The organism is Bdellovibrionales bacterium (genome assembly GCA_018266295.1).
Classification (GTDB): Bacteria; Bdellovibrionota; Bdellovibrionia; order Bdellovibrionales; family Bdellovibrionaceae; genus JACMRP01.
The window spans coordinates 229,505-252,284 of sequence record JAFEAQ010000011.1 but is presented as its reverse complement, the minus strand read 5'-3'; the positions used below and the strand labels follow the sequence as shown (position 1 = coordinate 252,284).

24 protein-coding genes are annotated in these 22,780 nt (G+C 47.9%); 16 read left to right on the top strand and 8 right to left on the bottom strand.

Annotation, left to right across the window (positions count from 1 at the left end; translation table 11 throughout):
• Positions 1 to 94: 94 nt before the first annotated feature.
• The 4 genes from JSU04_09900 to JSU04_09885 all read left to right on the top strand — a co-directional run bounded on the left by JSU04_09900 (position 95) and on the right by JSU04_09885 (position 3,116).
• Positions 95 to 598 (top strand): hypothetical protein, encoded by a 504-nt coding sequence (locus JSU04_09900; GenBank protein MBS1970612.1) that lies wholly within the window; start codon positions 95 to 97, stop codon positions 596 to 598.
• A 47-nt stretch (positions 599 to 645) separates the two neighbouring features.
• Positions 646 to 1,665, top strand: a complete 1,020-nt coding sequence (gene holA / locus JSU04_09895; protein ID MBS1970611.1) for a DNA polymerase III subunit delta — start codon at positions 646 to 648, stop codon at positions 1,663 to 1,665.
• A gap of 391 nt (positions 1,666 to 2,056) precedes the next feature.
• Positions 2,057 to 2,689 (top strand): HD domain-containing protein, encoded by a 633-nt coding sequence (locus tag JSU04_09890; protein MBS1970610.1) that lies wholly within the window; start codon positions 2,057 to 2,059, stop codon positions 2,687 to 2,689.
• A gap of 73 nt (positions 2,690 to 2,762) precedes the next feature.
• Complete coding sequence (locus tag JSU04_09885) at positions 2,763 to 3,116, top strand: PilZ domain-containing protein (GenBank protein MBS1970609.1); 354 nt, start codon at positions 2,763 to 2,765, stop codon at positions 3,114 to 3,116.
• A gap of 80 nt (positions 3,117 to 3,196) precedes the next feature.
• On the opposite strand, the gene rpsT is transcribed toward JSU04_09885, so the two are convergent.
• The gene (gene rpsT, locus JSU04_09880) at positions 3,197 to 3,469 is read right to left on the bottom strand and encodes a 30S ribosomal protein S20 (protein MBS1970608.1); all 273 of its coding nucleotides are present in this window, start codon (positions 3,467 to 3,469) and stop codon (positions 3,197 to 3,199) included.
• Positions 3,470 to 3,518: 49 nt separating this feature from the next.
• Between rpsT and murJ the strand changes: the two genes are divergently transcribed.
• From murJ to JSU04_09835, 9 genes are all read left to right on the top strand, one after another.
• Positions 3,519 to 5,078: a murein biosynthesis integral membrane protein MurJ gene (gene murJ / locus JSU04_09875; GenBank protein ID MBS1970607.1), complete on the top strand. Its 1,560-nt coding sequence runs from the start codon at positions 3,519 to 3,521 to the stop codon at positions 5,076 to 5,078.
• Positions 5,079 to 5,293: 215 nt separating this feature from the next.
• Positions 5,294 to 6,685 (top strand): glucosaminidase domain-containing protein, encoded by a 1,392-nt coding sequence (locus JSU04_09870; protein ID MBS1970606.1) that lies wholly within the window; start codon positions 5,294 to 5,296, stop codon positions 6,683 to 6,685.
• Between the two features lie 93 nt (positions 6,686 to 6,778).
• On the top strand, positions 6,779 to 7,588 hold the full coding sequence (locus JSU04_09865) for a trypsin-like serine protease (GenBank protein MBS1970605.1): 810 nt from the start codon (positions 6,779 to 6,781) through the stop codon (positions 7,586 to 7,588).
• A 323-nt stretch (positions 7,589 to 7,911) separates the two neighbouring features.
• Entirely contained in the window at positions 7,912 to 9,387 is a 1,476-nt protein-coding gene (locus JSU04_09860) for an aldehyde dehydrogenase family protein (protein MBS1970604.1), read from the top strand.
• Between the two features lie 20 nt (positions 9,388 to 9,407).
• Entirely contained in the window at positions 9,408 to 10,655 is a 1,248-nt protein-coding gene (locus JSU04_09855) for a GTP cyclohydrolase II (GenBank protein ID MBS1970603.1), read from the top strand.
• Positions 10,648 to 11,859, top strand: coding sequence for a URC4/urg3 family protein (locus JSU04_09850; protein ID MBS1970602.1), 1,212 nt, complete (start codon positions 10,648 to 10,650; stop codon positions 11,857 to 11,859). The genes JSU04_09855 and JSU04_09850 overlap by 8 nt, the downstream gene beginning before the upstream one ends.
• 27 nt (positions 11,860 to 11,886) lie before the next feature.
• The gene (upp, locus tag JSU04_09845) at positions 11,887 to 12,519 is read left to right on the top strand and encodes a uracil phosphoribosyltransferase (GenBank protein ID MBS1970601.1); all 633 of its coding nucleotides are present in this window, start codon (positions 11,887 to 11,889) and stop codon (positions 12,517 to 12,519) included.
• A gap of 8 nt (positions 12,520 to 12,527) precedes the next feature.
• Positions 12,528 to 13,139 (top strand): uridine kinase, encoded by a 612-nt coding sequence (gene udk, locus JSU04_09840; protein ID MBS1970600.1) that lies wholly within the window; start codon positions 12,528 to 12,530, stop codon positions 13,137 to 13,139.
• Between the two features lie 96 nt (positions 13,140 to 13,235).
• Positions 13,236 to 13,508: a hypothetical protein gene (locus tag JSU04_09835; GenBank protein MBS1970599.1), complete on the top strand. Its 273-nt coding sequence runs from the start codon at positions 13,236 to 13,238 to the stop codon at positions 13,506 to 13,508.
• 170 nt (positions 13,509 to 13,678) lie between these two features.
• Here JSU04_09835 and JSU04_09830 read toward each other — a convergent pair whose 3' ends face one another.
• Positions 13,679 to 14,332 (bottom strand): septation protein IspZ, encoded by a 654-nt coding sequence (locus tag JSU04_09830; GenBank protein MBS1970598.1) that lies wholly within the window; start codon positions 14,330 to 14,332, stop codon positions 13,679 to 13,681.
• 153 nt (positions 14,333 to 14,485) lie between these two features.
• On the opposite strand from JSU04_09830, the gene JSU04_09825 reads away from it, so the two are divergent.
• Genes JSU04_09825 through JSU04_09815 form a run of 3 tightly spaced genes read left to right on the top strand, consistent with a single transcriptional unit; the run spans position 14,486 to position 16,790 of the window.
• The gene (locus JSU04_09825; protein ID MBS1970597.1) at positions 14,486 to 15,394 is read left to right on the top strand and encodes a hypothetical protein; all 909 of its coding nucleotides are present in this window, start codon (positions 14,486 to 14,488) and stop codon (positions 15,392 to 15,394) included.
• A gap of 42 nt (positions 15,395 to 15,436) precedes the next feature.
• Positions 15,437 to 16,426, top strand: coding sequence for a nitronate monooxygenase (locus tag JSU04_09820; protein MBS1970596.1), 990 nt, complete (start codon positions 15,437 to 15,439; stop codon positions 16,424 to 16,426).
• A 13-nt stretch (positions 16,427 to 16,439) separates the two neighbouring features.
• Positions 16,440 to 16,790, top strand: coding sequence for a VOC family protein (locus JSU04_09815; GenBank protein MBS1970595.1), 351 nt, complete (start codon positions 16,440 to 16,442; stop codon positions 16,788 to 16,790).
• A 4-nt stretch (positions 16,791 to 16,794) separates the two neighbouring features.
• Here JSU04_09815 and JSU04_09810 read toward each other — a convergent pair whose 3' ends face one another.
• The 6 genes from JSU04_09810 to JSU04_09785 are packed head-to-tail and all read right to left on the bottom strand — an operon-like array spanning position 16,795 to position 22,698.
• Positions 16,795 to 17,295, bottom strand: coding sequence for a DUF4442 domain-containing protein (locus JSU04_09810; GenBank protein MBS1970594.1), 501 nt, complete (start codon positions 17,293 to 17,295; stop codon positions 16,795 to 16,797).
• 54 nt (positions 17,296 to 17,349) lie between these two features.
• Positions 17,350 to 18,006: a hypothetical protein gene (locus JSU04_09805; protein ID MBS1970593.1), complete on the bottom strand. Its 657-nt coding sequence runs from the start codon at positions 18,004 to 18,006 to the stop codon at positions 17,350 to 17,352.
• Positions 18,007 to 18,030: 24 nt separating this feature from the next.
• Positions 18,031 to 20,106 (bottom strand): hypothetical protein, encoded by a 2,076-nt coding sequence (locus tag JSU04_09800; GenBank protein MBS1970592.1) that lies wholly within the window; start codon positions 20,104 to 20,106, stop codon positions 18,031 to 18,033.
• Between the two features lie 56 nt (positions 20,107 to 20,162).
• Positions 20,163 to 20,936: an outer membrane beta-barrel domain-containing protein gene (locus JSU04_09795; GenBank protein MBS1970591.1), complete on the bottom strand. Its 774-nt coding sequence runs from the start codon at positions 20,934 to 20,936 to the stop codon at positions 20,163 to 20,165.
• An 18-nt stretch (positions 20,937 to 20,954) separates the two neighbouring features.
• The gene (locus tag JSU04_09790; protein ID MBS1970590.1) at positions 20,955 to 22,406 is read right to left on the bottom strand and encodes an AgmX/PglI C-terminal domain-containing protein; all 1,452 of its coding nucleotides are present in this window, start codon (positions 22,404 to 22,406) and stop codon (positions 20,955 to 20,957) included.
• A 49-nt stretch (positions 22,407 to 22,455) separates the two neighbouring features.
• Complete coding sequence (locus tag JSU04_09785; GenBank protein MBS1970589.1) at positions 22,456 to 22,698, bottom strand: hypothetical protein; 243 nt, start codon at positions 22,696 to 22,698, stop codon at positions 22,456 to 22,458.
• Positions 22,699 to 22,780 lie beyond the last annotated feature (82 nt).

Below are 22,780 nucleotides of genomic sequence, written 5' to 3'. Positions count from 1 at the left end.
ATACTCAACTAATCCCGTGAAGACTTCAAGATTTTTGGCTCTGAGTTTACTATTAATTGCCTCTACGTTAAGCAGTTGTGCTTATCGCGTTGGCATGTCAAGCCGCAGCCTTCCGGGGGGATACAAATATCTCTCGATTCCGGTGTTTAAAAACTCCACGCAGGAAACAGGCATTGAGGTTGGTTTCACCAACGCTTTGATTCAAGAGTTCGAACGTTCTCAAGTGGGAAAAGTGACCTCTGAGAATTTATCCGATGTGAAAATTGTGGGAGTTGTGACTTCCGTTCAATATTTGCCAGGGTCAAAACTCACTTCAGGTTCTGAAGCTGCTCCATATCTTTCTCAAGGAGCTGTTTTAGCGTCGGACTATCGTATTCTTGTCACAGTCACAGTGAGTATTATTCGACAAGCCGATAACACTTCAATTTGGAGCGGATCGTTCTCAGGGGAGCGCACGTACAATGCTCCTCAGGTCACGCTAGCTGGTGTCAATTCCGTGAATCCACTTTACAATCTTTCTGCGCGCAGGCAAAACATTGATTCCGTTGCGAACGACATGATGGCCGAAGCCCACGATCGTATTACGGAAAATTTCTAACGGATGACTGAGTTGTTTAACGAACTAAGATTCACGGAGCAAATTGAGTGGCACTGATCGATGCTCAAAAGTTTTATCGCGACTTGGAAAAGGGCGATCTATCTCCGTTGTATTTCTTGTTTGGTGAAGAACCTTATCTTTTAAATCAGAGCATTGAACGTTTTAAGTACGCCGTTCTCACTGAGGGTGCGGTCGATTTTAACTATTCTCTTTTCTATGCGTCTGATGCTGACATCTCCACGGTGCGTGATGCGGTTGAAACTCTGCCAATGATGGCGCCAAAGCGCTTGGTGATTTTGAAAGAAGCGCAAGAGCTTTCGGATCGTGAATGGGCTGAGCTTGAGACGTTGATCACGACCCCTGTGGATAGCACCGTGTTCGTGATCCTCGCGTCTCGCGTGGATAAACGTAAAAAGCAAATCCGCCTGATGCTGGAAACAGCTGATTGTGTGGAGTTCAAAAAACCTTACGACAACCAAATTCCAGGCTGGGTGAAATACATCGCCGGCACTTTGGGTTTGGATATCGCAGACGATGCGATTTTGCTTTTGGCAAAACTCGTCGGCAGTCACCTTTCTGAGATCGAAGCTGAACTGAAGAAGCTCGCGGATTTCGTCGGAGATCGCAAACGCATCGAAGTCAGCGATGTGGCTCAAGTGGTTTCTCGCTCGAAAGAAGAAAACGTTTTTGATTTCACGCGTGCGATTGGCGAAAGCGACCGTGTGCGTGCACTGGAACATCTGGTTCATTTGCTTGATCAAGGCCAAAGCGAAATCGGGATCGTGTCTTTGCTCGCTCGTCACATTCGTTTGTTGCTGACGGTGAAGCGCGGTCTTGAACAAGGCTTGAGCGGGGCCAAGCTCGCGCACGCAGCGCAGGTCCCACCATATTTCTTAGATAACTACGTTATGCAAAGCCGTCTTTGGACGGTGAAGAAGTTGGAGCAAACTTTGGTTGTTCTGGCTGAAACCGACAAGGCGTTGAAGTCATCACCATTGTCTTCGCACATCTGGCTTGAGAATTTGGTTCTCAAAACTTGCAGTCAATCCCAACACGCTCACGCCTAGATCCGCCGGACTTCCGAAACATCCGATGATTTCGGACGTCAGAATTAAAATACAAAGAGAATAATTTGGTGCCAGAAATGCAAAGAGCGATTTTGCTTTCGCAAGATCGCCCTGGATGAACCTCTTGAGCTCAAAACTCAAAGGAGGTCCGTATGAAGCTACGACAAGCATCATATCGGCGTTTCTTAGTAATTATTAAAGGCATTTTGAGTTTAATCCTGCTTATTCTGAAAATACTCAAAGAGCTGCAATAGTTTAGAGATCTGTAAAATGGCTTTTGTGTCTTAAGTGACTTAGTTACTAAGGTCCAGGGATAAGGACTGATTATCCCGAGCCGAGAGAGTTTAGAAAGACGTTTCTTGCGAAAGCGCTTTGTGCTAGGGAGTTTCTTATGAAATCCTTCGAAAAATTATTTCATGATTACATGAAACAAGTCTGTGTCGAAAATCCGGATCCGTCGCACGATATTTTGCACGTTGAACGTGTCGTGAAGGTCGCAAAAAAGCTCGCGCACGAAGAGGGTGCGAAGCTTGAGGTCGTCATTCCTGCGGCGTATTTGCATGACTGTGTGTACATTTCAAAAGCCGATGCACGCCGTACGCAGGCTTCGCGCCTTTCTGCGGATCATGCGATGGAGTTACTAAAAGGCTGGAATTATCCGGCGGAGTTTTTACCGGCGATTCACCATGCGATTGCCGCTCATAGTTTTTCGGCGAAGATTCCTGTGGAAACCATCGAAGCCAAAGTTGTACAAGATGCGGATCGCCTCGATGCCATGGGGGCCGTTGGTATTTTCCGTGTTTTTGCTTTCAGTGGTCTTTCGCGCCGGGCGCTTTATTGGCCTGAAGATCCCTTCTGTGAAACACGCACTCCGGATGACAGTACGAACACTCTGGATCACTTCTATGTAAAGCTCCTGCGCTTGCATGAGGCCCTGAACACGAAGTCAGCAAAGGCGGAGGGGCAGAGACGCCTCCAAGTCATGGAAGGCTTCTTGGAATCGCTGAAGGTCGAGCTTTCTTAGGCCTAGGGCGGGTTTTGCGCCGGGCGAAGGGCCGGGCCATCAAGAAAAGCGTCAAAATTCCGATACCTTCAATATGAACGCTCACGAAGACAAAGGTTTTTACAGACGAAAGTTTCCTCGCCGGGCATTGGCGAAGAAGGTCGGCGTATTATTCGACGGCCAATACTTTATTTGTAATTCCGGAGAAATCGGCGAGGGTGGAATGTCGATCCTGAGTGAGTATGCACTCACGGAAGGCCGCGACCTGGTTCTCAGCTTTCAAATTCCTGATGGAACATTTGTGACTTTGCGGGGGCAGATTAAATCTGTTGTAGCCAAAGACGGGTTGGTCACCCATGGAATTGCATTTGATCAAATTCCATTGGCCTTTAAACGACAAATCCGAGCCTTTGTATCAGCTCGGATGACGTCGAGATTTCAATCGTAAATTTAATAATTAGAACGGTGCTGCTTTAGCGTCGGCGGGTATTAACCGGAACCGGGCTATGCTCTGCGGCCGTCGGCTAATTACTTAGTACCGATCAAAGCGTGAACGCGTGCAGAAAGACGACCGATTTTGCGAGAAGCTGTGTTCTTGCCGAAGACGCCTTTTTGAGCTGCGCGAGTCAATTTGCTAGTCAAAGCGCTCAATAATGCTGGAAGTTCTTTTACATTTTTAGCTTCCAAAGCTTTAACAAGCTTTTTTTCTTCAGTGCGAACTGCACCTTTACGTTTGCTGTTAACTGCTGTTCTACGAGTAGCTTGACGAGCTCTTTTTGCTGCAGACTTATGATTTGCCAAGGGATAACCTCCACACTAAGCTTTTTTAAACGAACACAGGTGATAACACATGGCCCCCGGCGTTTCAAGCAAAGAAGTTCCTAAAAGTATCATTCGACAGGCTTTATCCATGTCTTTGGGGACTTTTTCGAGCCGAATCCTCGGTCTTATTAGGGATATGGCGCTGGCGGCCCTGTTTTCCAGGGGGATTACAGACGCGTGGACGGCGGCTTTTCGCCTGCCAAATCTCTTTAGACGCCTTTTCGGGGAGGGCTCGCTGTCCGTCAGCTTCATTCCGGTCTTTGTAGAGGCCCGTATGGAGTCCCCCGCGCGGGCGCATAACCTGGCCAATGGCTTTTACACGCTTTTGCTGGTTTTCTTGGCGATTTTAACGGCTTTGGGGATTTTGCTCGCGGATCCCATCATGCGGCTGCTTTTAGACGCAGATTATGGGCCCGAAAAGCTCGTGATCACGGTCCGCATGGCGCGGATCATGTTTAGCTTCGTCTTCTTCATCACTACTTATGCCTACTTTATGGGGATTTTGAACGCCCTCGGAAAGTTTGCTCTGCCGGCGATGGCGCCGACGCTTTTTAATATTTCCATGATCCTATCGACACTGATTCCGGGTTCGGCGTTTGCCTTTGAAGGCGATGGCCTTGCTTGGGGTGTTTTAATCGGCGGGGCTTTGCAGATGGGGATCTTGATCCCGGCATTGCGACGGCTGGGGGCTCTGCCGCGGTTTCAGTGGACCGGGATGAGTGCTGATATCCGCAAGGTCTTGCGCAATATGGTGCCGGGGCTTTTAGGAATGGGGCTTCTGCAATTTGTGACGATTGTGAATCTGAAGTACGCAAGCGGCCTGGGGGATGGGGCGATTTCTTACATCTATTGGGCGGACCGATTGCTGGAGCTGCCGTTGTCGCTGGTTTCGGTGAGCCTGGGGACGGCGCTGTTGCCGACACTCGCAGCGTTGTGGAGCAAAGGTCAGCGCGAGCAGATGTCCGAGACGGTGAATTACTATTTAAGACTGAATCTTTTTATTGCGATTCCAGCGGCGCTGGGGCTTTTCTTTCTCGCGCGTCCGATTGTTGAAGTTCTTTTTATGCGTGGGCAGTTTAATACCGCTGATGCGGAGGCGACGGCCACTGTTTTGCGCGTCTATGCGTGGCTTTTAGTCGCGACGAGCGGTGTGCGTGTGCTAGTGCCGGCTTACTATGCGATTCAAAATACCTGGTTCCCGGCCATCGCAGCAGGGACCGCGCTCTTGTTGCATATTGTGCTGGCGCCGGTCTTAATGAAAAGCTGGGGTCTTGAGGGTCTTGTGATCTCTTCGTTTGTCAGTGCGGCTGTGAATATGGCGGCCTTGCTCGGTGCTTATGGCAAGTACATCGGAGTTTTTGATTTTAGTAAGTTCATTCAGCAAGTATTTAAATTTACTCTCGCGGCTGTTGTGATGGCTGTGGTGCTACAACTTCACCCTTTGCTACAGGCGCAGGTCGGAGAAGCTGTGATGGCAAAGATCGTGATTCTTGCGGTGACCATCGCGTTGGGCGCTGCAACCTATGGTGGGATGAGCTTTGTGCTCAAACTTGAAGAGTTGCAAGCCCTGAAGAAAATTAAAAAATAAAATCTACCTCGAGAGAGTCGCCCAGAAACGTTACTCGAGCGCCGAGAATGGGCGGGGATTTCGGCATTTTCAGAGGGGAATTGCTCACCGGAAAGAATTTTCACAAAGCAAAAGCTGCAAGGGTTTCAGGTTGTTAGTGAGGGCTTTTTCGCGGGGCTGTCTGATAGTTTGACAGTGCCGATTGCGGCATAAGCGTTGCAACTGTGGAAGCCACTATGAAAAGACTGGCGGCACGTAATAACAAATCTTTGAGTCTCTTAACAACGGCTCTTGTCACCGGAAGCCTCGTGCTTTCAGCCTGCCAAGGCGGCGGCTTTAACACGAACGGGGCGGAGATTCTTCGCCCGCCGACATCTGCGAATCCGAAGGTCGCAAACGACCTGCAAAAGCTGCAAAACCCCCAGTCTTCGCAATACTCTCAGCTTGAAACGCCGGTTGAGCGTGACAGCTTCATGAATGACTTAACAGAACAAAACCCAACTTACAGTGATGAGGAGATTGCCCAAGATGCCGAAGATCAATATCAAAAACAGCTCGAAAAACAGCGTGAAGAAAAGAAAAAGCATGAGCACCAGAAGCAGAGCGGTCAGCCGAGTGAGCAGCAAGAGCCCGATGAGCAACCTGAACCTGCAAAATCTGGTAAAAATGGTCATGGCACTGGTTACCAGCCTGAGAAACCGTCTCAGCCTGTAACTCCAGCAAAGCCGAAGCCGAAGACTCCGCAAAAACCGGAAGCTCCGGTGACGCCGACCACTCCAAAAGAGGGCGGCGCTCCGGCGGCACCAGCCAAGAAGCCCCAGCAACCGGCTCAGCCGCCAGCTCCGGCTGAACAGGCGCCCGCGGCGGGTGATTTCTGCCGTCGCTTGAAAGTCGTTACTGGTAAAGGCGAAATGGATTTGAAAGAGCTTTACAATGATGACTCAGCGTTGGCGAAGTCCATGCCAACAGCAGAGCTTGAGAATTTACGCTCTGAAGAAAAGAAGAACCGCTTCGTTTGCGTTTTGCTCCCGATCGCGATCCGCATGGAAGAAGCCGTTTACAAACAACGCCGAGAAGTCCTCCGTCTTCAAAAAAAGCAGGCGGATAATGTTCAGTTGACAGCCGAAGATCAGGCTTGGCTGAAGAAAATCAAGGAAGACTACTACGTCGATGAGAAGGGCAGCTATGCCGACATCTTGGCCCGCGTTGATATCGTCCCATTGCCATTGCTTTTGACGATGGCTGCACTGGAAAGTGGCTGGGGCCGCAGCACCGTGGCTCGCAAGCTTAAGAATCTTTTTGGCATGCACGGGAACCCAAAGACTCAGCCGTGCGAATACGGTTACGACCATGCCTGCATGAGGAAGTTTGATACCATCAGCGATAACGTTGCTGCCTATATTGAGCTCTTGAATCGCGGCCCTTATCAGAAGTTCCGTGACGCTCGTGCAAAAATGCGTGCGGAGAGAAAAGCTTTAAATAGCGATGTCTTACTAGAAGCTTTAGCTTCGAGCTACAACGAAAATCCAGCCAAGTATATTAAAGATGTCCGCAGAATCATGAGCACAGACAATAACTTCGGTCAGTTCGTGTTCAAAGAAGACCAAGTTGAGATTGACAAGAAGTAAAGTTTACCGAGTTTACAAAATCCCGTGGTCCTCTCGCTCAAGGTGGTTTAGAACCTCGTTCCTAACGAAATTCTAAACCCTTTGAGAGAGCCGATGAAATCATTCCTAGCATCTTTTGCGATCCTTTGTTCATTCCTATTAGTTCAATGCAGCCCTAAAAACACCTCGAACGTTCTGTCAACGAGCGAAGGGCAGGGGATTGTCAATGGCATCGACGTGAAGCAAGACGACCCTCTCGCGAAAAGTATCGTGATGCTTACTGACGGCAAGGTTGCTTTTTGCACGGGAACTCTGATTGCGAAGGACATCGTTTTAACGGCGGGGCACTGTATGCAAGCTGGCGATGGCAAGCTCTATGTTGGCTTCAGTATTGATGGCACCGATAAGAATGTTCCTAAGTTACGTCGCCATTTGATTACCGCGACAAAGAGACCCGATGGTTTTAAGGTTGATAAAGATAATAACTTCACAGTGGAAACCGACGCTTTGGATCTCATGATCGTGAAGTTTGATGGCGGCACTCCGGAAGGGTACGTACCGGCTGAGTTGTTCGAAGCGCCGAGCATTCACCCGCCAGAGCTTGATAAGGGCACGGTGGTTATTCCCTATGGCTATGGCTTTACCAATATGAAGAAAAAATCGGGCCTTGGGCCACTTCGTAAAACCCATGTGGTGATCGATGAGCCTTACTATGGTCGCTCCGAGTTTGCTACCAATGAGGTGAATACCGGTACATGCGAAGGGGACTCCGGCGGACCCGTGTTCTTGCGCTTGGGTGAAAAGTACGTCGTCGCCGGTGTTACTAGCCGCGGGAGTGATAATTGCGAAGAGTACGGCATTTACACCAAGGTGAATGCTTACACTGATTGGATTAAAGCCACGGTTCAAGAGTTCAGCAAGTAGATGAAACGAAGGAAAAGGCCTCTGCCAAGTTTGGCGTTCAGTCTTGCAAGATCAGTCGCGCGTCCTATAACGCCTGGATTGAGGAGCAAGAGAAAGCGAGCTCATGAATGCGGTCGTTATCCATGCTAACACCATCGTTAAGAACGACTACAAGGGCCTTGAACTGCTTGAAAAAACTATGGGAGAAGTAACGAACATTTAGTTATTTTGTGGCGTCACGTCAGGGAGTGTTACGTAATAGTATAATTGCTCTTTTTCGTTGGCAAATATGAAGCAGTATAAATACACTTTTTGTTTTCCTTCGTGAAAGCAAAGAGGTTCGTATGAGCGTGAAGATTCCAGGGACACCAATTCAAGTTGAAAACTTCGTGAATGGGAAATTCCAAAAAGCATCGGGCACCGCGATGACGGTTCTGAGCCCCTACAACGGCAAAGTCATTGGCGAGATGAATGCAACCACAGCAGCTGAAGTTGATACGGCCGCAAAAGCCGCCAAAAAAGCCCAAGCAGAGTGGGCGAACGTGCCACTCAAAGAACGCACGAAAGTGATGTTCAACTTCCGCCAAATTTTGCTGCGCGATCTTGATGAAATCTCTCACTTAAAAAGTTCTGAGTCTGGAAAAAGTTTTGCTGAAGGCAAAGCCGGCCTGATGAAGGGGATCGAAGTTTTGGAGTTTGCGATTGCACTTCAGAACATGGATCTCGGTGGCAAAGTCGAAGTCTCTCGCGGGGTTTCCTGTGAATACCGCCGTGAGCCTCTTGGTGTGATTGCGAATATCACGCCGTTCAACTTCCCGGCGATGGTGCCGATGTGGACGATTCCGATCGCGTTGACTTTGGGAAATGCTTACATCTGGAAGCCGTCTGAAAAAACTCCTCTCACGTCTATGCGAATTGCGGCGGCTTTGAAAGAAGCTGGTTTGCCGGATGGTTTGTTCCAAGTTCTGCAAGGCGGCCGCGAAACTGTGGAAGCCATCATTGATCACAAAGACGTCAAGGCGATCGGCTTCGTCGGCTCGACTCCGGTGGCAAAGGCTGTTTATGAACGGGGGACTCGCCAAGGCAAGCGCGTGCTGGCTTTGGGAGGCGCAAAAAATCACATCGTTCTTTTGCCGGATGCGAATCCGGAACTTTCTGGTATGGGGATCAGCGACTCCTTCACGGGCTGCGCGGGTCAGCGTTGTATGGCCGCAGCCGTTTTGCTCGCTGTCGGTGACGTTGATAAACACATCGCAAAAATCGTTGAACGGGCGCAGTCTTTGGTTTTGGGCGAAGACATGGGTGCCATCATCACCAAGTCTCAAGTGGAGTTCTTAACTAAAGCCATCGGCAATGCCGAGAAGAACGGCGCTAAAATTCTGGTGGACGGCCGCAAGGCGAAAGCGCCGGCGGGACTCGAAGGCGGGAACTGGATCGGTCCCACAGTGATCGACAATGTCACTCCGGGCAGTGAGGCTGCGACGCTGGAACTTTTTGGTCCGGTTCTCAGCATCGTTCGTTGCAAAGACATTTCACACGCCATGGAAATCGAAAACAGTGTCGAGTACGGCAATGCCTGCTCGGTATTTACTTCCAGCGGAAATCTCGCTGAGAAGGTCATTCGTATGGCATCCACAGGAATGGTCGGCGTGAACGTCGGCGTTCCAGTGCCGCGCGAGCCGTTCTCGTTCGGCGGCGTGAACGCCTCCAAGTTTGGTCACGGTGATATCACCGGCCACCACTCTTTGGATTTCTGGAGCAATATTAAAAAAGTCACAGTTAAATGGGAAAAACAAGACGACAACAACTGGATGTCGTAAGAGGTTCACTTATGAGCGAGATGAAAAGATCAGCACATGTTATTCTGACGTCGCATTCGCAACATGTTTTCAAAGACAGTTTGCCAATTCATTGGGGCGCAAAAAATCCTACAGAGCGTGGACCGATCATCGGTTCTTTGACGGACACGAAAAAACGCAACGCCATCGGCACGCACAGTGGAAGCTACGCGGTTTATCGCGCACTTTCGATTGCTCAAGGTAAGTACTCCACTCGTCATAAGCCGGATTTGAATAATACGGAAAGCCCGGTGAAAGTCGGTCCATTCCCATCATGGTCTGATCCAGATAAAATGGTTTCGATCGATCCATGGGGCTTGGACGTTCCAATTCACTTTAAAAAATTCTACGACGAAGGCTACGATGTTCGTCCGACGATCGCAGTGACTCAGGCGCATTTGCAGATTCCTGAAATTCACGATGCGATCGATGCCGGCCGTCTGCACATTGATGGGAAGATCATCAAAGAAAACCGCGATATCCGTGTTACGAAAGTGGCGCTGGAGCCTGTATGGTACTTGCCGGGGATTGCGAAACGTCTCGGTGTTGATGAAGGGGAGCTTCGTAAGATCTTATTCCAAGAAACCGGAGGGATGTTCCCTGAGCTTGTGACTCGTCCGGATATCAAAGTGATGCTTCCACCTATTGGCAGCACGACGGTTTATATTTTTGGTGACTTGCACGATCTATCAAAGCCAGATGTTGAACTTACTTGCCGCGTGCATGATGAGTGTAATGGTTCTGACGTGTTTGGTTCTGACATCTGCACATGCCGTCCTTACTTGATTTACGGTATTGAAGATGCGGCTAGAACGGCTCAGCGTGGGGGCGTTGGTTTTATCGCTTACTACCGTAAAGAGGGCCGCGCGCTTGGCGAAGTAACGAAGTTCTTGGTTTACAACGCTCGTAAGCGCCAAAAAGGCGGGGACTCTGCCGCAACTTATTTCCACCGCACGGAGTGTGTGGCGGGGGTTGAAGATGCTCGTTTCCAAGAGCTTATGCCGGATATCCTCCATTTCTTCGGTATTACGAAGATCCATAACCTGCATTCGATGTCGAATATGAAATACGATGCCATCGTGAAGAGCGGTATTGAAGTCGTGAACCGTATTTCAATTCCAGCGGAACTGATCCCGGCCGACGCACAAGTTGAAATCGAAGCGAAGAAAGCCGCGGGTTATTTCAATCCTGGCGAAAAGAAAAGTGCCGAGCAGCTCGATAAAGTGAAAGGAAGACCGATCGATGAATAATTCTTATACTGAAAAAGATCTGGATTTTCTTTTGTCACCTGTGGCGATTCGCCAAAGTGCCGAGAAGATTTTAGAACTCACGCAAAAAGGCGAGACACACTTCAATTACCACCCCGAGAAATTAACTCCGGTGGTAGATTACGTTGTGGAAGTGATTCGCGAAAATTATCCAACATTGAATATTCCGTTTCACTCCCGCTGGGGGCACTTCCGTGTCGGCGGCGTGGACCGTGTACAGGCTTTAGAAGCTAAAATGTCCGGTATGGATGCGATGGAAAAAGCACGCACGAAACTGGATCTTGTGATCACTTCGGTTTTGTTGGATGCGGGTGCTGGCAATGTTTGGTCTTATAAAGAAAAGAGCACCGGCAAAAGCTTTGGCCGTTCTGAGGGCTTAGGCGTTGCGAGTTTTTATCTTTTCATGGAGGGAGCGCTTTCGGATGACAACGCTCATCCACTGCGTGCAACGGCGAAGGGTTTGCAAAACCTCACAGCTGAAAAGCTTTCTAGTGCGTTCCAAGTCACAGCAGAAAATCCGCTGATCGGTGTGGAGGGACGTTTGTCTTTGCTGCGCAATTTGGGAAAAACCATTGAAGCGAAGAAAGATATTTTCCCGGGAGGTCGACCTGGCAGCATCATTGATTACTTGCAAAAACGTCACGGCAAAAAACTGACAGGGCCGCAGGTTTTGCGTGCGGTGCTCGATGGCCTTGGTGAAATCTGGCCAGGGCGCGTGCGCGTGGCTGGTGTGAACTTGGGCGATATTTGGAATTACTCGAAAGTACCAGGGGGCCTTGCAGCTTTCCACAAGCTTTCGCAGTGGATGACTTATTCTCTGATGGAACCGATTGCTGAGGCTGGTTTTGAGATCGCCGATGTTGAAAAACTGACAGGACTTGCAGAGTACCGTAATGGCGGATTGTTACTGGATCGTGGTTTGATCACTTTGCGAGACCCAGGAATGGCGGCGTTGAGCCATCGCCCTGATTCGGAACTCATTATTGAATGGCGGGGGTTGACAATTTCATTGCTCGACCGCATCGGTGCGGAAGTTCAGAAGAAATTAGGCAAGTCAGCGTCGGAATTTCCTCTCGCGAAAGTTTTGGAAGGTGGCACTTGGTGGGCCGGCCGTAAAGCGGCGAAGGCTTTGCGCGCGGACTCGTCGCCGCCTTTGAAAATTGATAGCGATGGAACGGTTTTCTAGAACTGAAGTAGAAAAAGAGAATTACTTATGAATAAAAATATCAAAGTTATTACAAACCCGCTTTTGAAACATAAACTCGGATACCTCCGTGATAAAAACACGTACTCTCAGGATTTCCGCGAGATCGTGAAAGAGATTTCAAAAATCCTCGTGTATGAAGCGATGAAGGATTGGACACAGCTGGAGCAAATCTCTGTCGAGACACCGATTGCGAAGACAACAGTAGAGAGAATCGTTCATCCGCCGGTGGTGGTGTCGATCATGCGCGCGGGGAATGGGATGCTCGATGCGGCTCTATCGATGATTCCGTTTGCAAGCACGGGCTTTATCGGTATCTATCGCGATAAGTTTATCCACAACACGGTGGAGTACTATTTCAAAATGCCTAAGGATATCGCCGGCCGTGAGGTTCTGCTCTGCGATCCTTTGATTGCGACGGCGGACACGATCATCGCTGCCATCGACCGCCTTAAAAACTATGGTGCGGGCAAAGTAAAAGTGATCAGCATTTTGGCGAGCAAAACCGGTCTGGAAAAAGTTCAATACTTCCATCCGGACGTCGAAGTTTATACTGTAAATATCGAAAATGAGATAAACGAGAGTGGCTATCTAGTACCAGGCCTCGGCGATGCCGGGGATCGTTTATTCCAAACCAAGTAGGTGACTGCATGATGAGGCCTCATATTATTGGTGTCGCTGGAGGAAGTGGTTCGGGTAAGACCCACTTCGCAAAAGAGCTGCAAAAGACTCTCGGCGATGAGCATTGTATGATCCTCTATCAAGACAACTACTACATTGATCAATCGGCAAAGTTTGATGGTGATGGGGGCTCGGTGAACTTCGATCACCCGGATTCTTTGGACTTTCCGTTAATGGCAAAAGGTCTGCGCCAATTAAAAACCGGCGCAACCATCGATGTTCCGATCTATGACTTCGTGACCCATTCCCGCAAAAAAGAAGTTCTCGTGAGCCCGCCAAAACCAGTGATTCTGGTGGACGGCATCTTGATCCTTCACTCCCTTGAAGTGCGTGCAGTGCTGGATGAGGCTGTCTTCTTTGACACTCCGGAAGAGCTCCGTTTTAGCCGCCGCCTTGAGCGCGATGTGCATGAGCGCGGACGCACGGCTGACGGCGTAAAGAAGCAGTTTGAGCTTCAGGTACGCCCCATGCATAACCAGTTCGTTGAGCCCTCTAAATGGCATGCTCAGACGATTATCAAGGACCTCGGCGAGTACGGAGAGGCTCTTAAAGCCTTTGCTAAGCGCCTGGCTAGACCTTAGATCGGTTCCTGAGATCCCATTTTGAGATTTTCCCTAGGTCCTTCAAAAACTCGATGATATTCTGAAATCACTGACATGTGACCTCAGGAGGCATTTGTGAAACTATTGGCAACAGCATTACTCACGTTTGTTTGTGCAATCTCTGGATCTGCTTTGGCTGGCTATTCAAAGAAGGCTAAGTCTGAAGCGACAAAGGAATGTGCCGATGGTTACACAAAAGGTAAAGACGGCAAGTGCGGTGTGAAGGGTGCTAAAGTGAAAGCCAATGTTTCCACGACAGTGGCAGCACCAAATTCTGTGCGCAGTGGTTCAATGGAAAACCCAAATTCACGTGCTCCAGCTTCTGTGATCGAAAACAACACGCACTAAGATAAATTTTGAAAATAGAAATGAAAAGCCAAGGGAAACCTTGGCTTTTTTTATTTGGCGAAACTGATTTATAGCAGCGGGGCGCTCGCTCCTGGTGCTCATAGCAACCAAGCGCGGCCTTCCCCCCTCCGTAGGCTCAAAAGTATCCGTATGAGCCCGTCTGCTCCTACTTAGGATTCCAAATTCTGAGTTCCGATGCAAGGCCGTTGCATGGAAGTTTCCGTCATTGGATTTTTGCGCGTAGATGGCATAAGGCGGAGCTTAAGAAGCAAGTTCCAAAGCTGTTGGCTCAGTCCTATGGAAGCAGCTAGTAAGATATAAAAACTGGCTGTGCCAAGGAAGGTCTTGAGAATAAAGGACTCGCCATCTGCCATTGCGAAGTTCATCCAGGTAAAGGCAAAGGCGCGAAGAATGTAATACAAAAACCAGATAGCAGTGACGAAGTGGAAAAAGAAAGTTTTGTCAGGCGTCTTTTCTTTCGTAATACGGCCCTGATTTTCTGCAAGCTCTTCGACGATGGTTTTCTCGCGGAATAACGATAAACCAAATAATCCAGCCATCATGAGATTCATCACTGCAGATTCGAGCTTCATAAAGAAGTCATTGGTGAGCCACAGATCGAGAACTCCAAATAGTAAAACTACGGCAAGGGAAAAGAGCATAAACGGTGAGATGGTTCTTCTGCGAATTTTCAGCCAAAGGATCTCGCCAATGGCATAAGCCATAGAGACCCCTATTGCCCATTGCAGGCCCAAGAAATACTTGGTTGCCTGGAATAGAATTAGAACGCCAAAGTTAATAAGGACCCAGCGGAGCACTTTCATAGCCTCTAGATAGCATGTTTTTAGCTCTGAAAACAATAGTTAGGCGTTTGAAGCGGCCTGTATGGCGTCAATAGTTTTGACAGTCGGGAAGAGGTTTCATTCGCGCTCTCGAGTGACAGAGATTGCGGTGCTTCTGTGATATACATGAGCGCTATGAAACGGGTGGTACTTTTCCTTGCAGCTTGGATGATTTCTTTGGGGACTATGGCGGTGGCTTTGGCTTACACGCCAGACCAGTATGCCTCACAGGTGTTACAGAAGGATCTCCCGCGCAGCCTCCGTTGGTTCGGTAAAATCACCGAGGCTCAGCAGATGAGCCAAGCAGAAGTTTACAACCTCTATCAAAGCTCTCTTCCGGAAACACAAGTGAACAAGCAACTCGGGATCTCTGTGAAGGGTTCTGTGGAGCGCATGGTTTTGCTTTTGGATGGCGCCCGCTACTTTGAACAAGTGCAAAGAGCTCCACTTGATTATCAGAACAAGAAAGAAATCGTGATGCGCGTTCTTCAGGCGACCAAAGATGAAATGGATCGCTTTCAGTACGGCGAAGATCCGCAGGTTCTTTTGGATGAGTGGAAGTCCTTGGGCGTGACCGATATTGCGAAGTTTACAGCAGACCTTGTTGAGACCTTTACTGAAACTCAAAAGCTTCTCAATTCGCCAGTGATTGCTCCAGTAGAGCAAAGAGTCGACGCTCAGCAGGTGCTTTCTGGGGATGAGTCGACCTCAGGGGTTGAAATGGTCACGGCGGAGGAGGAGCCCGCGGCAACGACGGAGGCCGTGGTGGCCACTCCTTCACCAACACCGGCTCCACAAGTTGCAGTGGTTGCGACTCCAGTTTCGGCTCCGGCAGAGGTGATTGCGCCGACACCGACTCCGATCGCAGATTCATTTGAAAATCAAAGATTCAGTTCTTATGTGCAAAGTGCAGAGGTTGGAAAAATCGCCGGTGAATGCCAAAATGCGATTCTGTGGAAGACCGACCAGGCGGAGTCCTGCCAAAGCGATGACACTCTTGAATGTGACCGCAGTTATGCGCGTCAGTGCAAAAAGCTTCAATAAGCATAAAAAATCCTCTAGAGTTAGAGAACATCCGGAGGATTTATGGCTGATAACAAATCCATTGAAACATCATTTACTCGTTTGATGGGGATTCAGAATCCGATCATTGCCGCGCCTATGTTTTTGGTGAGCAATGAAGACCTTGTCGTCGCCGCTAGCGAAGCCGGCGGTATCGGGACGGTTCCGTCACTCAATTACCGTCCGCCAGAGAAATTCAAAGAAGCCATCGAAAATATCAAAAAACGCACAAAGAAACCTGTTGGCGTAAATATCATCGTCAACAAAAGTAACAACCGTGCTGAAGGCGATCTCAAGATTGCACTGGATGCCGGAGTGGACCTATTCATTACTTCTTTGGGAAGTCCAAAGCATGTGATTGAAGAGGCGCACAAAAATGGTGCGAAGGTTCTTTGTGACGTGACGAATTTGGAATTCGCTAAAAAGGTTCAAGATCTCGGCGCGGATGGTGTCATTGCCGTGGGGGCAGGAGCCGGTGGCCATGCAGGACCGATTTCGCCGCTGGTGCTGGTACCGTGGCTGAAAACTCAGTTGCAAATCCCCATCATTGCAGCTGGTGGTATTTCGCATGGTTCGCAAATCGCTGCATGTCTTGCTCTCGGAGCGGCGGGTGTCAGTGTGGGGACGCGCTTTATCGCTTCAAAAGAAGCTAGTGTCGATGCGTCTTATAAGAATGCGGTTGTGAACTCAACTCCAGAAGACATTGTGATGACAACGCGGGTGTCGGGCACTCCTGCAGCAGTTATTAACACAGACTATGTTAAAAAGCTCGGCACAGATTTGCCGTGGATTTTGAAAACATTGAAAGACAATCCTGCAACCAAAAAATACGTCGTTCCTTTGATTCACTTGATGGGAATGAAATCGCTCGAAGAGTCTGCGAATAAACCTTCTTGGAAAACCGTCTGGAGTGCGGGGCAGTCTGTGGGGCTTGTAGATGATATCCTGACGACGGCTGAGATTTATCAAAAACTGATCAGTGAGTACCAGACGGCTAAGGCGAGTCTGCCTTAGGTTTTGAGAATCTATGAAAGTAAAACGCATCATCGCCAATATCGAGACCAAGAAGATATCAGCTGCCAAACGATTCTATGGCTCCATTCTCGAGATGGAAATTCTGATGGATCATGGATGGCTTGTGACCTATGGATCTTCAGCCAAAATGCAGGTGCAAATGAGCTTTGCTTCTCAGGGCGGATCTAAAACTCCGGTTCCTGATTTGTCCATCGAAGTCGACGACGTCGATGAAGCTTTTCGGCGAATGAAAAAAGGCCGCTTTAAAATCGAGTATCCGTTAACGGAAGAGCCTTGGGGTGTGCGAAGATTTTTTGTCCGCGATCCCTTTGGCCGTTTAGTAAATATTTTAGAACATCTTTAGAAACTTAAGACTTCATTGAGCGATTCTTCACTGACAATGTCAGCTCATACGTCGCCACTTTGTCAGTTTCACTTGTCGATGGCACAGTCGAATAAGCTTTGAAAGTTCCTTCGAGGCGCTCGCCGGTTTTTGTGGCTTTTTCAATCAGTGCACGGACTTTGTCGGCTTCATCGCAGATAAAGTGCACGTCGCCGTCGCAGCGTTTGAGGAAGTTCGCTTTAAAGTCTTTAAAGATGAAATCAATGCGCTGGCCACTTTCGTAGATGGAGGCCACAGCCGTGATCGCAATGGAAAGCTCCGCACCGATGCCGAGGGCGCCAAAGTACATCACATTCAGATGATTCTTGGTGCGACGGCGGAGTTTGATTCGAATCACGCTGCGAGTAGGGGAAAGCTCGAGGCACTTCGGGCCGACATAGGCGAGCAGAGGGATTTTAAACAGGCCGTAGGCTTTCAAGAAGAGATTCGCTTTAAGACTGCTGATAGGTGCGCGCGTTTCGGACATAAAAAAAGCCCTCCCGAAGGAGAGCTTTCTTAGAAAGTTCTATGAAACCAAGAATTAGTCTCTCACTTCTGTTAATGAAGTATAATTGTCTTGGAGTTTCTGCTGGCGGTCAACTTCTTTAGTCCAACGGTTCACTTCAGCTTCGTAGCCTTTTTTCTTGTTCTTCCAATCGTTCTCAGATGTTGCCAAAGAACGAGTGCGCTGGTCTACAAGCGCGCCTTGTTGCTTGATTTGGTCGCCACGAGACGCCCAGATTTTCTTTTCTTCCTGGACTGAGCTCAATTGAGTCTCGTAATCCGTGATATTTGCATCACGTTTTGCGATATTTTCTTGAAGCTTCTGAGCCATCGCTTGAAGCTCTTGAAGTTTCTTTTCTTCCTGAGCTTTTTTGTTTTTCTCATCAGCGATCAAGCCTTGGATTTCCTTCTCTTGAGCGTCAACTTTGATCATCGACTTTTTATTTTCTTCATAAGAAGCTTGAACAGCTTTACGTTGTTCATCGACTTGAGATTTTGCCTTTTGAATTTCACCGATGTTTTTATCAACGGTGCCCAAATTGCGCTTATATTCGCCCAAATTGGCCTTTGAGTTGTCTACGTTAGACTTAATCTTAGCCAAACCTTCTTTTGCTGTTGTTTCAGCAGAAGCAGTGAGGCCCATTACCAAAGAGCCGCCAATCAGGAAGCTCACGATTAATTTGTTGGATTTCATTACGTTCTTCATGGTCGTCTCCTTTTAGTTTTGATCCAAGCTAGTTACTTTGTCGTCCTGAGGGCATACGTTCTTGAGAGAAGAGCGGTAGTGACCCACTTCGTCCTCCCAGATTTCACCCTGGAATTTCCAGTTGAGGCTCTTTTTAGCTTCAACTTTCAATTCCGGACGTTCCTTCTCGGTGATTTCACCACCAGCCATTTGATAGCGGATGTGTTCACCGGCGCCAGAGTAAAGTTCGTAAGCAAGCACTTCATTTTGCTCAAGCACGCGATTCAAACCGCCTGCCAATTGAGTCATACGGTTTTTCAATGCATTGCCGGCTTCCATGCGAAGATCAGCTTTTTCTTTCTCCATGCGGGCGATACCCATTTCACGGAGTTTTTTGATAGATGTACGAGCTTTTTGAGCGATGAATTGCTGGATCTTGAAGCTCATTTGGCGTTTCTCAGCTTTAGCCAAAGCTTCCGTCAAAGATGTTGATTTCTTGTTATCAATCAACTTTTTACGGATCTCGCTGATTTCTTTGCCGGCTTCGTTGGCTTTTTTCATTGTTGATTTTTCACGCTCAAGCAATGTCAAAGTGACTTTGTTGAAGCGAGCAATTTCGTCTTCAGTTGTGTTGATCTCAGTTTGTGGAACTGTGAATGAAGGATGGCGGGCCATTTCGACGATGAAGGCGCGTGGGATGCCATCAACTTCCTTACGATCACTGTTCTTCATCCACGTTTTGATTGTGTCATAGTAGTGGAGAGGAGCCTTGTCGTTTGCCGCCTGGTAAGCAGAGAGTTTTGTCTTTAAAGGACCAAACTTCTTTTTCATTTCAGTCAATACCTGGATACCGTCACCGTATTGGCAAAGGTTCAAGTAACCCACAGTGCGAACTGTGTAAGACTCTGGAGCAAAGGCGTTTTTAAAGAAGTCTGTGTGCAATGAGAACATGTTACCAGAAGCACCTTCATAGTCTTCAGCCATGATCTGTGTCCAAGCTTGCTCAGTCATTGCTTGTAACCACATAGGGTTTGTCTTGTCGACTTTCAAGTATGCCTGGAACGAGTCTTTGTAAGCACCTTTTTGGAAGTACATGCGGCCGAGAGTCAAAGCGCCTACGTTACGGATAGTGCCTTTTCTGTCGCCATCAGTGATTTCCATCAAGCGGTTCAAAGTCATGATTGCATCATCTACTTTACCTTGGCGGTAAAGAGAAAGAGCGCTGATCATTGTCGCTTCAGGATAGTTTTTAGATTTTTCACCAATGAAGATCAAAGCATCTTCAACTTGGCCCAACTGACCGGCTTCAAGATAGTATTTAGCGCGGTACATTTGGTATGTTTCGTTCTGAGTAGTGTCGATGTCATATTTAGTAATCAATGGATCAATGTATTTTACGTCAGATACTTTGAGGATACCGATATTATCAATCAGGTTGTGAACAGCTTTTTCCTGCCATTCTTTAGATTTTGCATCCGTCGCAACTTTGATCATCCCCATACGGAACTCAGAGTTGATACCGAGGCCCTTTGCAGTCAAAGCATAGTTGTACCAAGCTTCTGTGCGATATTCAGGGTCTTCCATCAACTCAGAGAAAAGGCCTAGAGCCAATTCGTAGTTTTTTTGGTATTCAAGGAAGATCAAAGCTTGAAGCATTTTGTAATCGTTAGGTTGCATCTCGATCATTGGTTGCAATGCAGGTTTTGCTTCCACTGTTTCAAGATTAGGTTCGCCAACTTCGTTCAGAACCTTGAGCTCTGGAACGTTGGCAATAGCATTTTTACCAGTCACAGCCTTTGCAGCTTCTGCCGGAAGGATTTTGCCGTAGTCCATTGGAAATTGCAAAACGGGAGCTGAAGCTTTTCTAGAAACAGGAGTGAGGTTCACTTGACCTGCTTCCGGGAGGTTCAAAGGCTTAATGTTCGCCGTGACTTCTCTTTCAGCGCCAATGGTCAAACGAGGAACTTCGTTTGTTTTTTTTGCTTTAACGAGATTGTAAGCAGGGACGTTACTACTTTTCATGTACGTTTTTGCTTTTTGCGCATGAGCCGTAGTCCCTGCAGACACGCTCGCGGCCAATAAAGCTAGTACCATTTTATTTGTCTTCATACGTCCCCCTAAAGTAGCTCAGAATTAGAAATAACGTTTACAGCTACCTAGAATCCTTAGAACCAGTAAGTCACACCTAACAAAAGTGAAGTATCGTTGGTCATTTTAGTGCCGAGATCACGGTCACCAGAGTAACCATGTTGCGCGTCACCAGGTGTGTAGTATTTCATGCGTTTTTCATTGGCCCATGTATTTGAAAGATCTGCTCTCAAAGCGAAGTGCTCTGTGAAGAAGATCTGCTGGAATACAGAGAGTTTTGCAACGGCTGCGTTCTCGTTCAAATCGCCTTCTTTTTGCTTAACAACGTAAGCCAAAGTACCGGCGCCAAGTGAGAAGCCCATGTCGAAGTAAATGATTGAATTATCCATGAAGCTCATTTTTGCGTAGAACGGAACCAGCGTCACAGAAGCGATCATTGAAGATTTAAATACGTTATGGTCTGGGTAAGTACCATATTGATTGATGAACTGCGAAGTTGCATCATTATCATGCAAGCTGCCAGATTTATAGTCTACATCGATACCCCAACGTTCGTTGAAGAAGTAACCGAAAGTACCACCATAGATATTACCTGAAGAGAATGGGTCATTGAATGGAACACCACCGTTGGCGCTCAAGAAGAAACGGCCGGCTTTTGTATAGCGGCGGTTCTGTACGACTGCGAAGTCGTCGTCTTTTGCAGACCAATATTTTTGCTCAAGCTTTTTAATATCAAGCTTGTCGCTGCCTGAGTTAGCAGGAGCGGCCGCTTTAGGAGCAGCAGGGGCGGTTGTTTGTGCGTATGCTAAGGAACTCCCTAATAGCATCAACGTGAGCGTGAGAGTTTTCATGATTTTAGTTCCTCCGTCTTAGTTAGTACTCTTGAATAAGAATGGATAAGTGACGAGCACTTTCGTCCCTCCGGCTGGGGCAGGGAACTTCCATTTAGCAACCTTATTCAAGATACATCCTTCGACGGTCGCATTTTTAAGTGTGGTATCACCAATGGCCTGTGTTTCTACCGATCCAGTTCCAGCAATAGTAAATTTAACAGCTACCTTACCAAACAAATCTGGGTGAGCACTGAGTTGGCGCTCATAGCAGTACAAGATCTGACCCAATTGGGACTTGATGTACTGAGCGATCACTTCGCGGTCGAGACCGCCGACAATTTCACTTTCTTCCTCGATCAAACCAACGCCCCCGTTACCAGTGTTACCTGCGCCGAGGCCACCGATACCAGAAGTGTTCTTACCGCCACCACGGCCCGCAGTGGAGATCATCACACCTTGAGCTGTAGAGTCTGTACCGTAGTCACGGCCAGAGCGGTCGATGTTACCAACAGCAGCCAAGGCACGACCACTGGCACCAGCGCCGGCTTTCACACCGTTAGAAACAATCACGTTACCGCTTTTTGCAGCTTGAGCGGATACTTTACCGATCAAACGAGACAGGCGGGGGTCAGAAACCGCTTTCAACATGTTGGCGATTTTGCCATTACCAGCTGGAGCGCTAGCAACCTTTTGCTCTTTCGGAGCAGAAGGGGCTTGCTGAGGTTGTGCAGGTTTTGCCTGAGCAACTTTTTTCTTTTTATCTGTTTTAACAATCACTTTTTGCGCAGGAGGAGGAATCACTACCTGAGCAACTTCTTCCTTCTTAGGAGACATCAAAGTGAGGCCGCCGATCATCAAAGCCGCAAGGCCGACGATCAAGAGACCCTTTTTGCTGTCGCCATCAACCATTTGACTTGCAGTAATGCGATTCATTGCTTCTTCTGCAGTCAAGAAAACGGTTTTTTGACGAACGATGTATTGATCCAAAGTGTATTGAACCCAAGAGCTTGAATCCTTCGCAGGGATAACCTTTTTAGTGACAGCCATTTCAGGAATAAAGCTTTGACCCATAGGAACTACGCGGGTCTCAATAACCTTGTCATGCAATTTCACGAGGAAAAGCTGATAAGGTTTTTTAGTGCCGTCATTTTCATGCGAAGCTCTTTCAAGGCGTTGATAGAGATCGGCTTCTCTCAACACGGGGGTTAAGTGAAGAGTAGAGTCAGCGATCTCGAGAGTCTTTTCTCCATCAATAGCGACTTCACACGAGTTCATAGATGCGACTGCATCCATGTTCATGTCGATATACCACCATTTACCATCACGGCACTCGAAAGTACCTTGCATGCCCTGTGAAGTAGGGGAGATGGAGATGACGTCAGCGAGTCTTGATCCACCAAACGTGTAGACTGACTGTGACGAACGAAGCTTCCATGTCTTGGTAGTTCCGTTCTTAAGACGTTGTTTAACGATTAAAGTGTTGTTCATACGTACCCCGTAAAGTCTTAAATCTCTAGTCAATGTGTGGTTGACTAAACTATCTCAGGTAAAGGCTCGATTCGCGGATGCGGCTATCCATATCTTTTTGGATATCGTACAGCGGAAGGAATTTAATCCCTTTCTTCTGTACAAGGTAGGCGCCATCAGGATTACGAATCGTCCCTTTGAGGTTCATTTCACCGAAATTAACCTCTTGGACTTTACGAGTAACCTTTTGTTTCGCCTCTGCCGTAGTAACCATTCCTAAGACAACAATTAATCCTACGATTAATGTTTTCAACTGTTCCTCCATAACAAGTCTTCGGAATTACTAGCAGAGCGACTCAATTATTAGATCAACGTACTATTATAATTTTCGAACT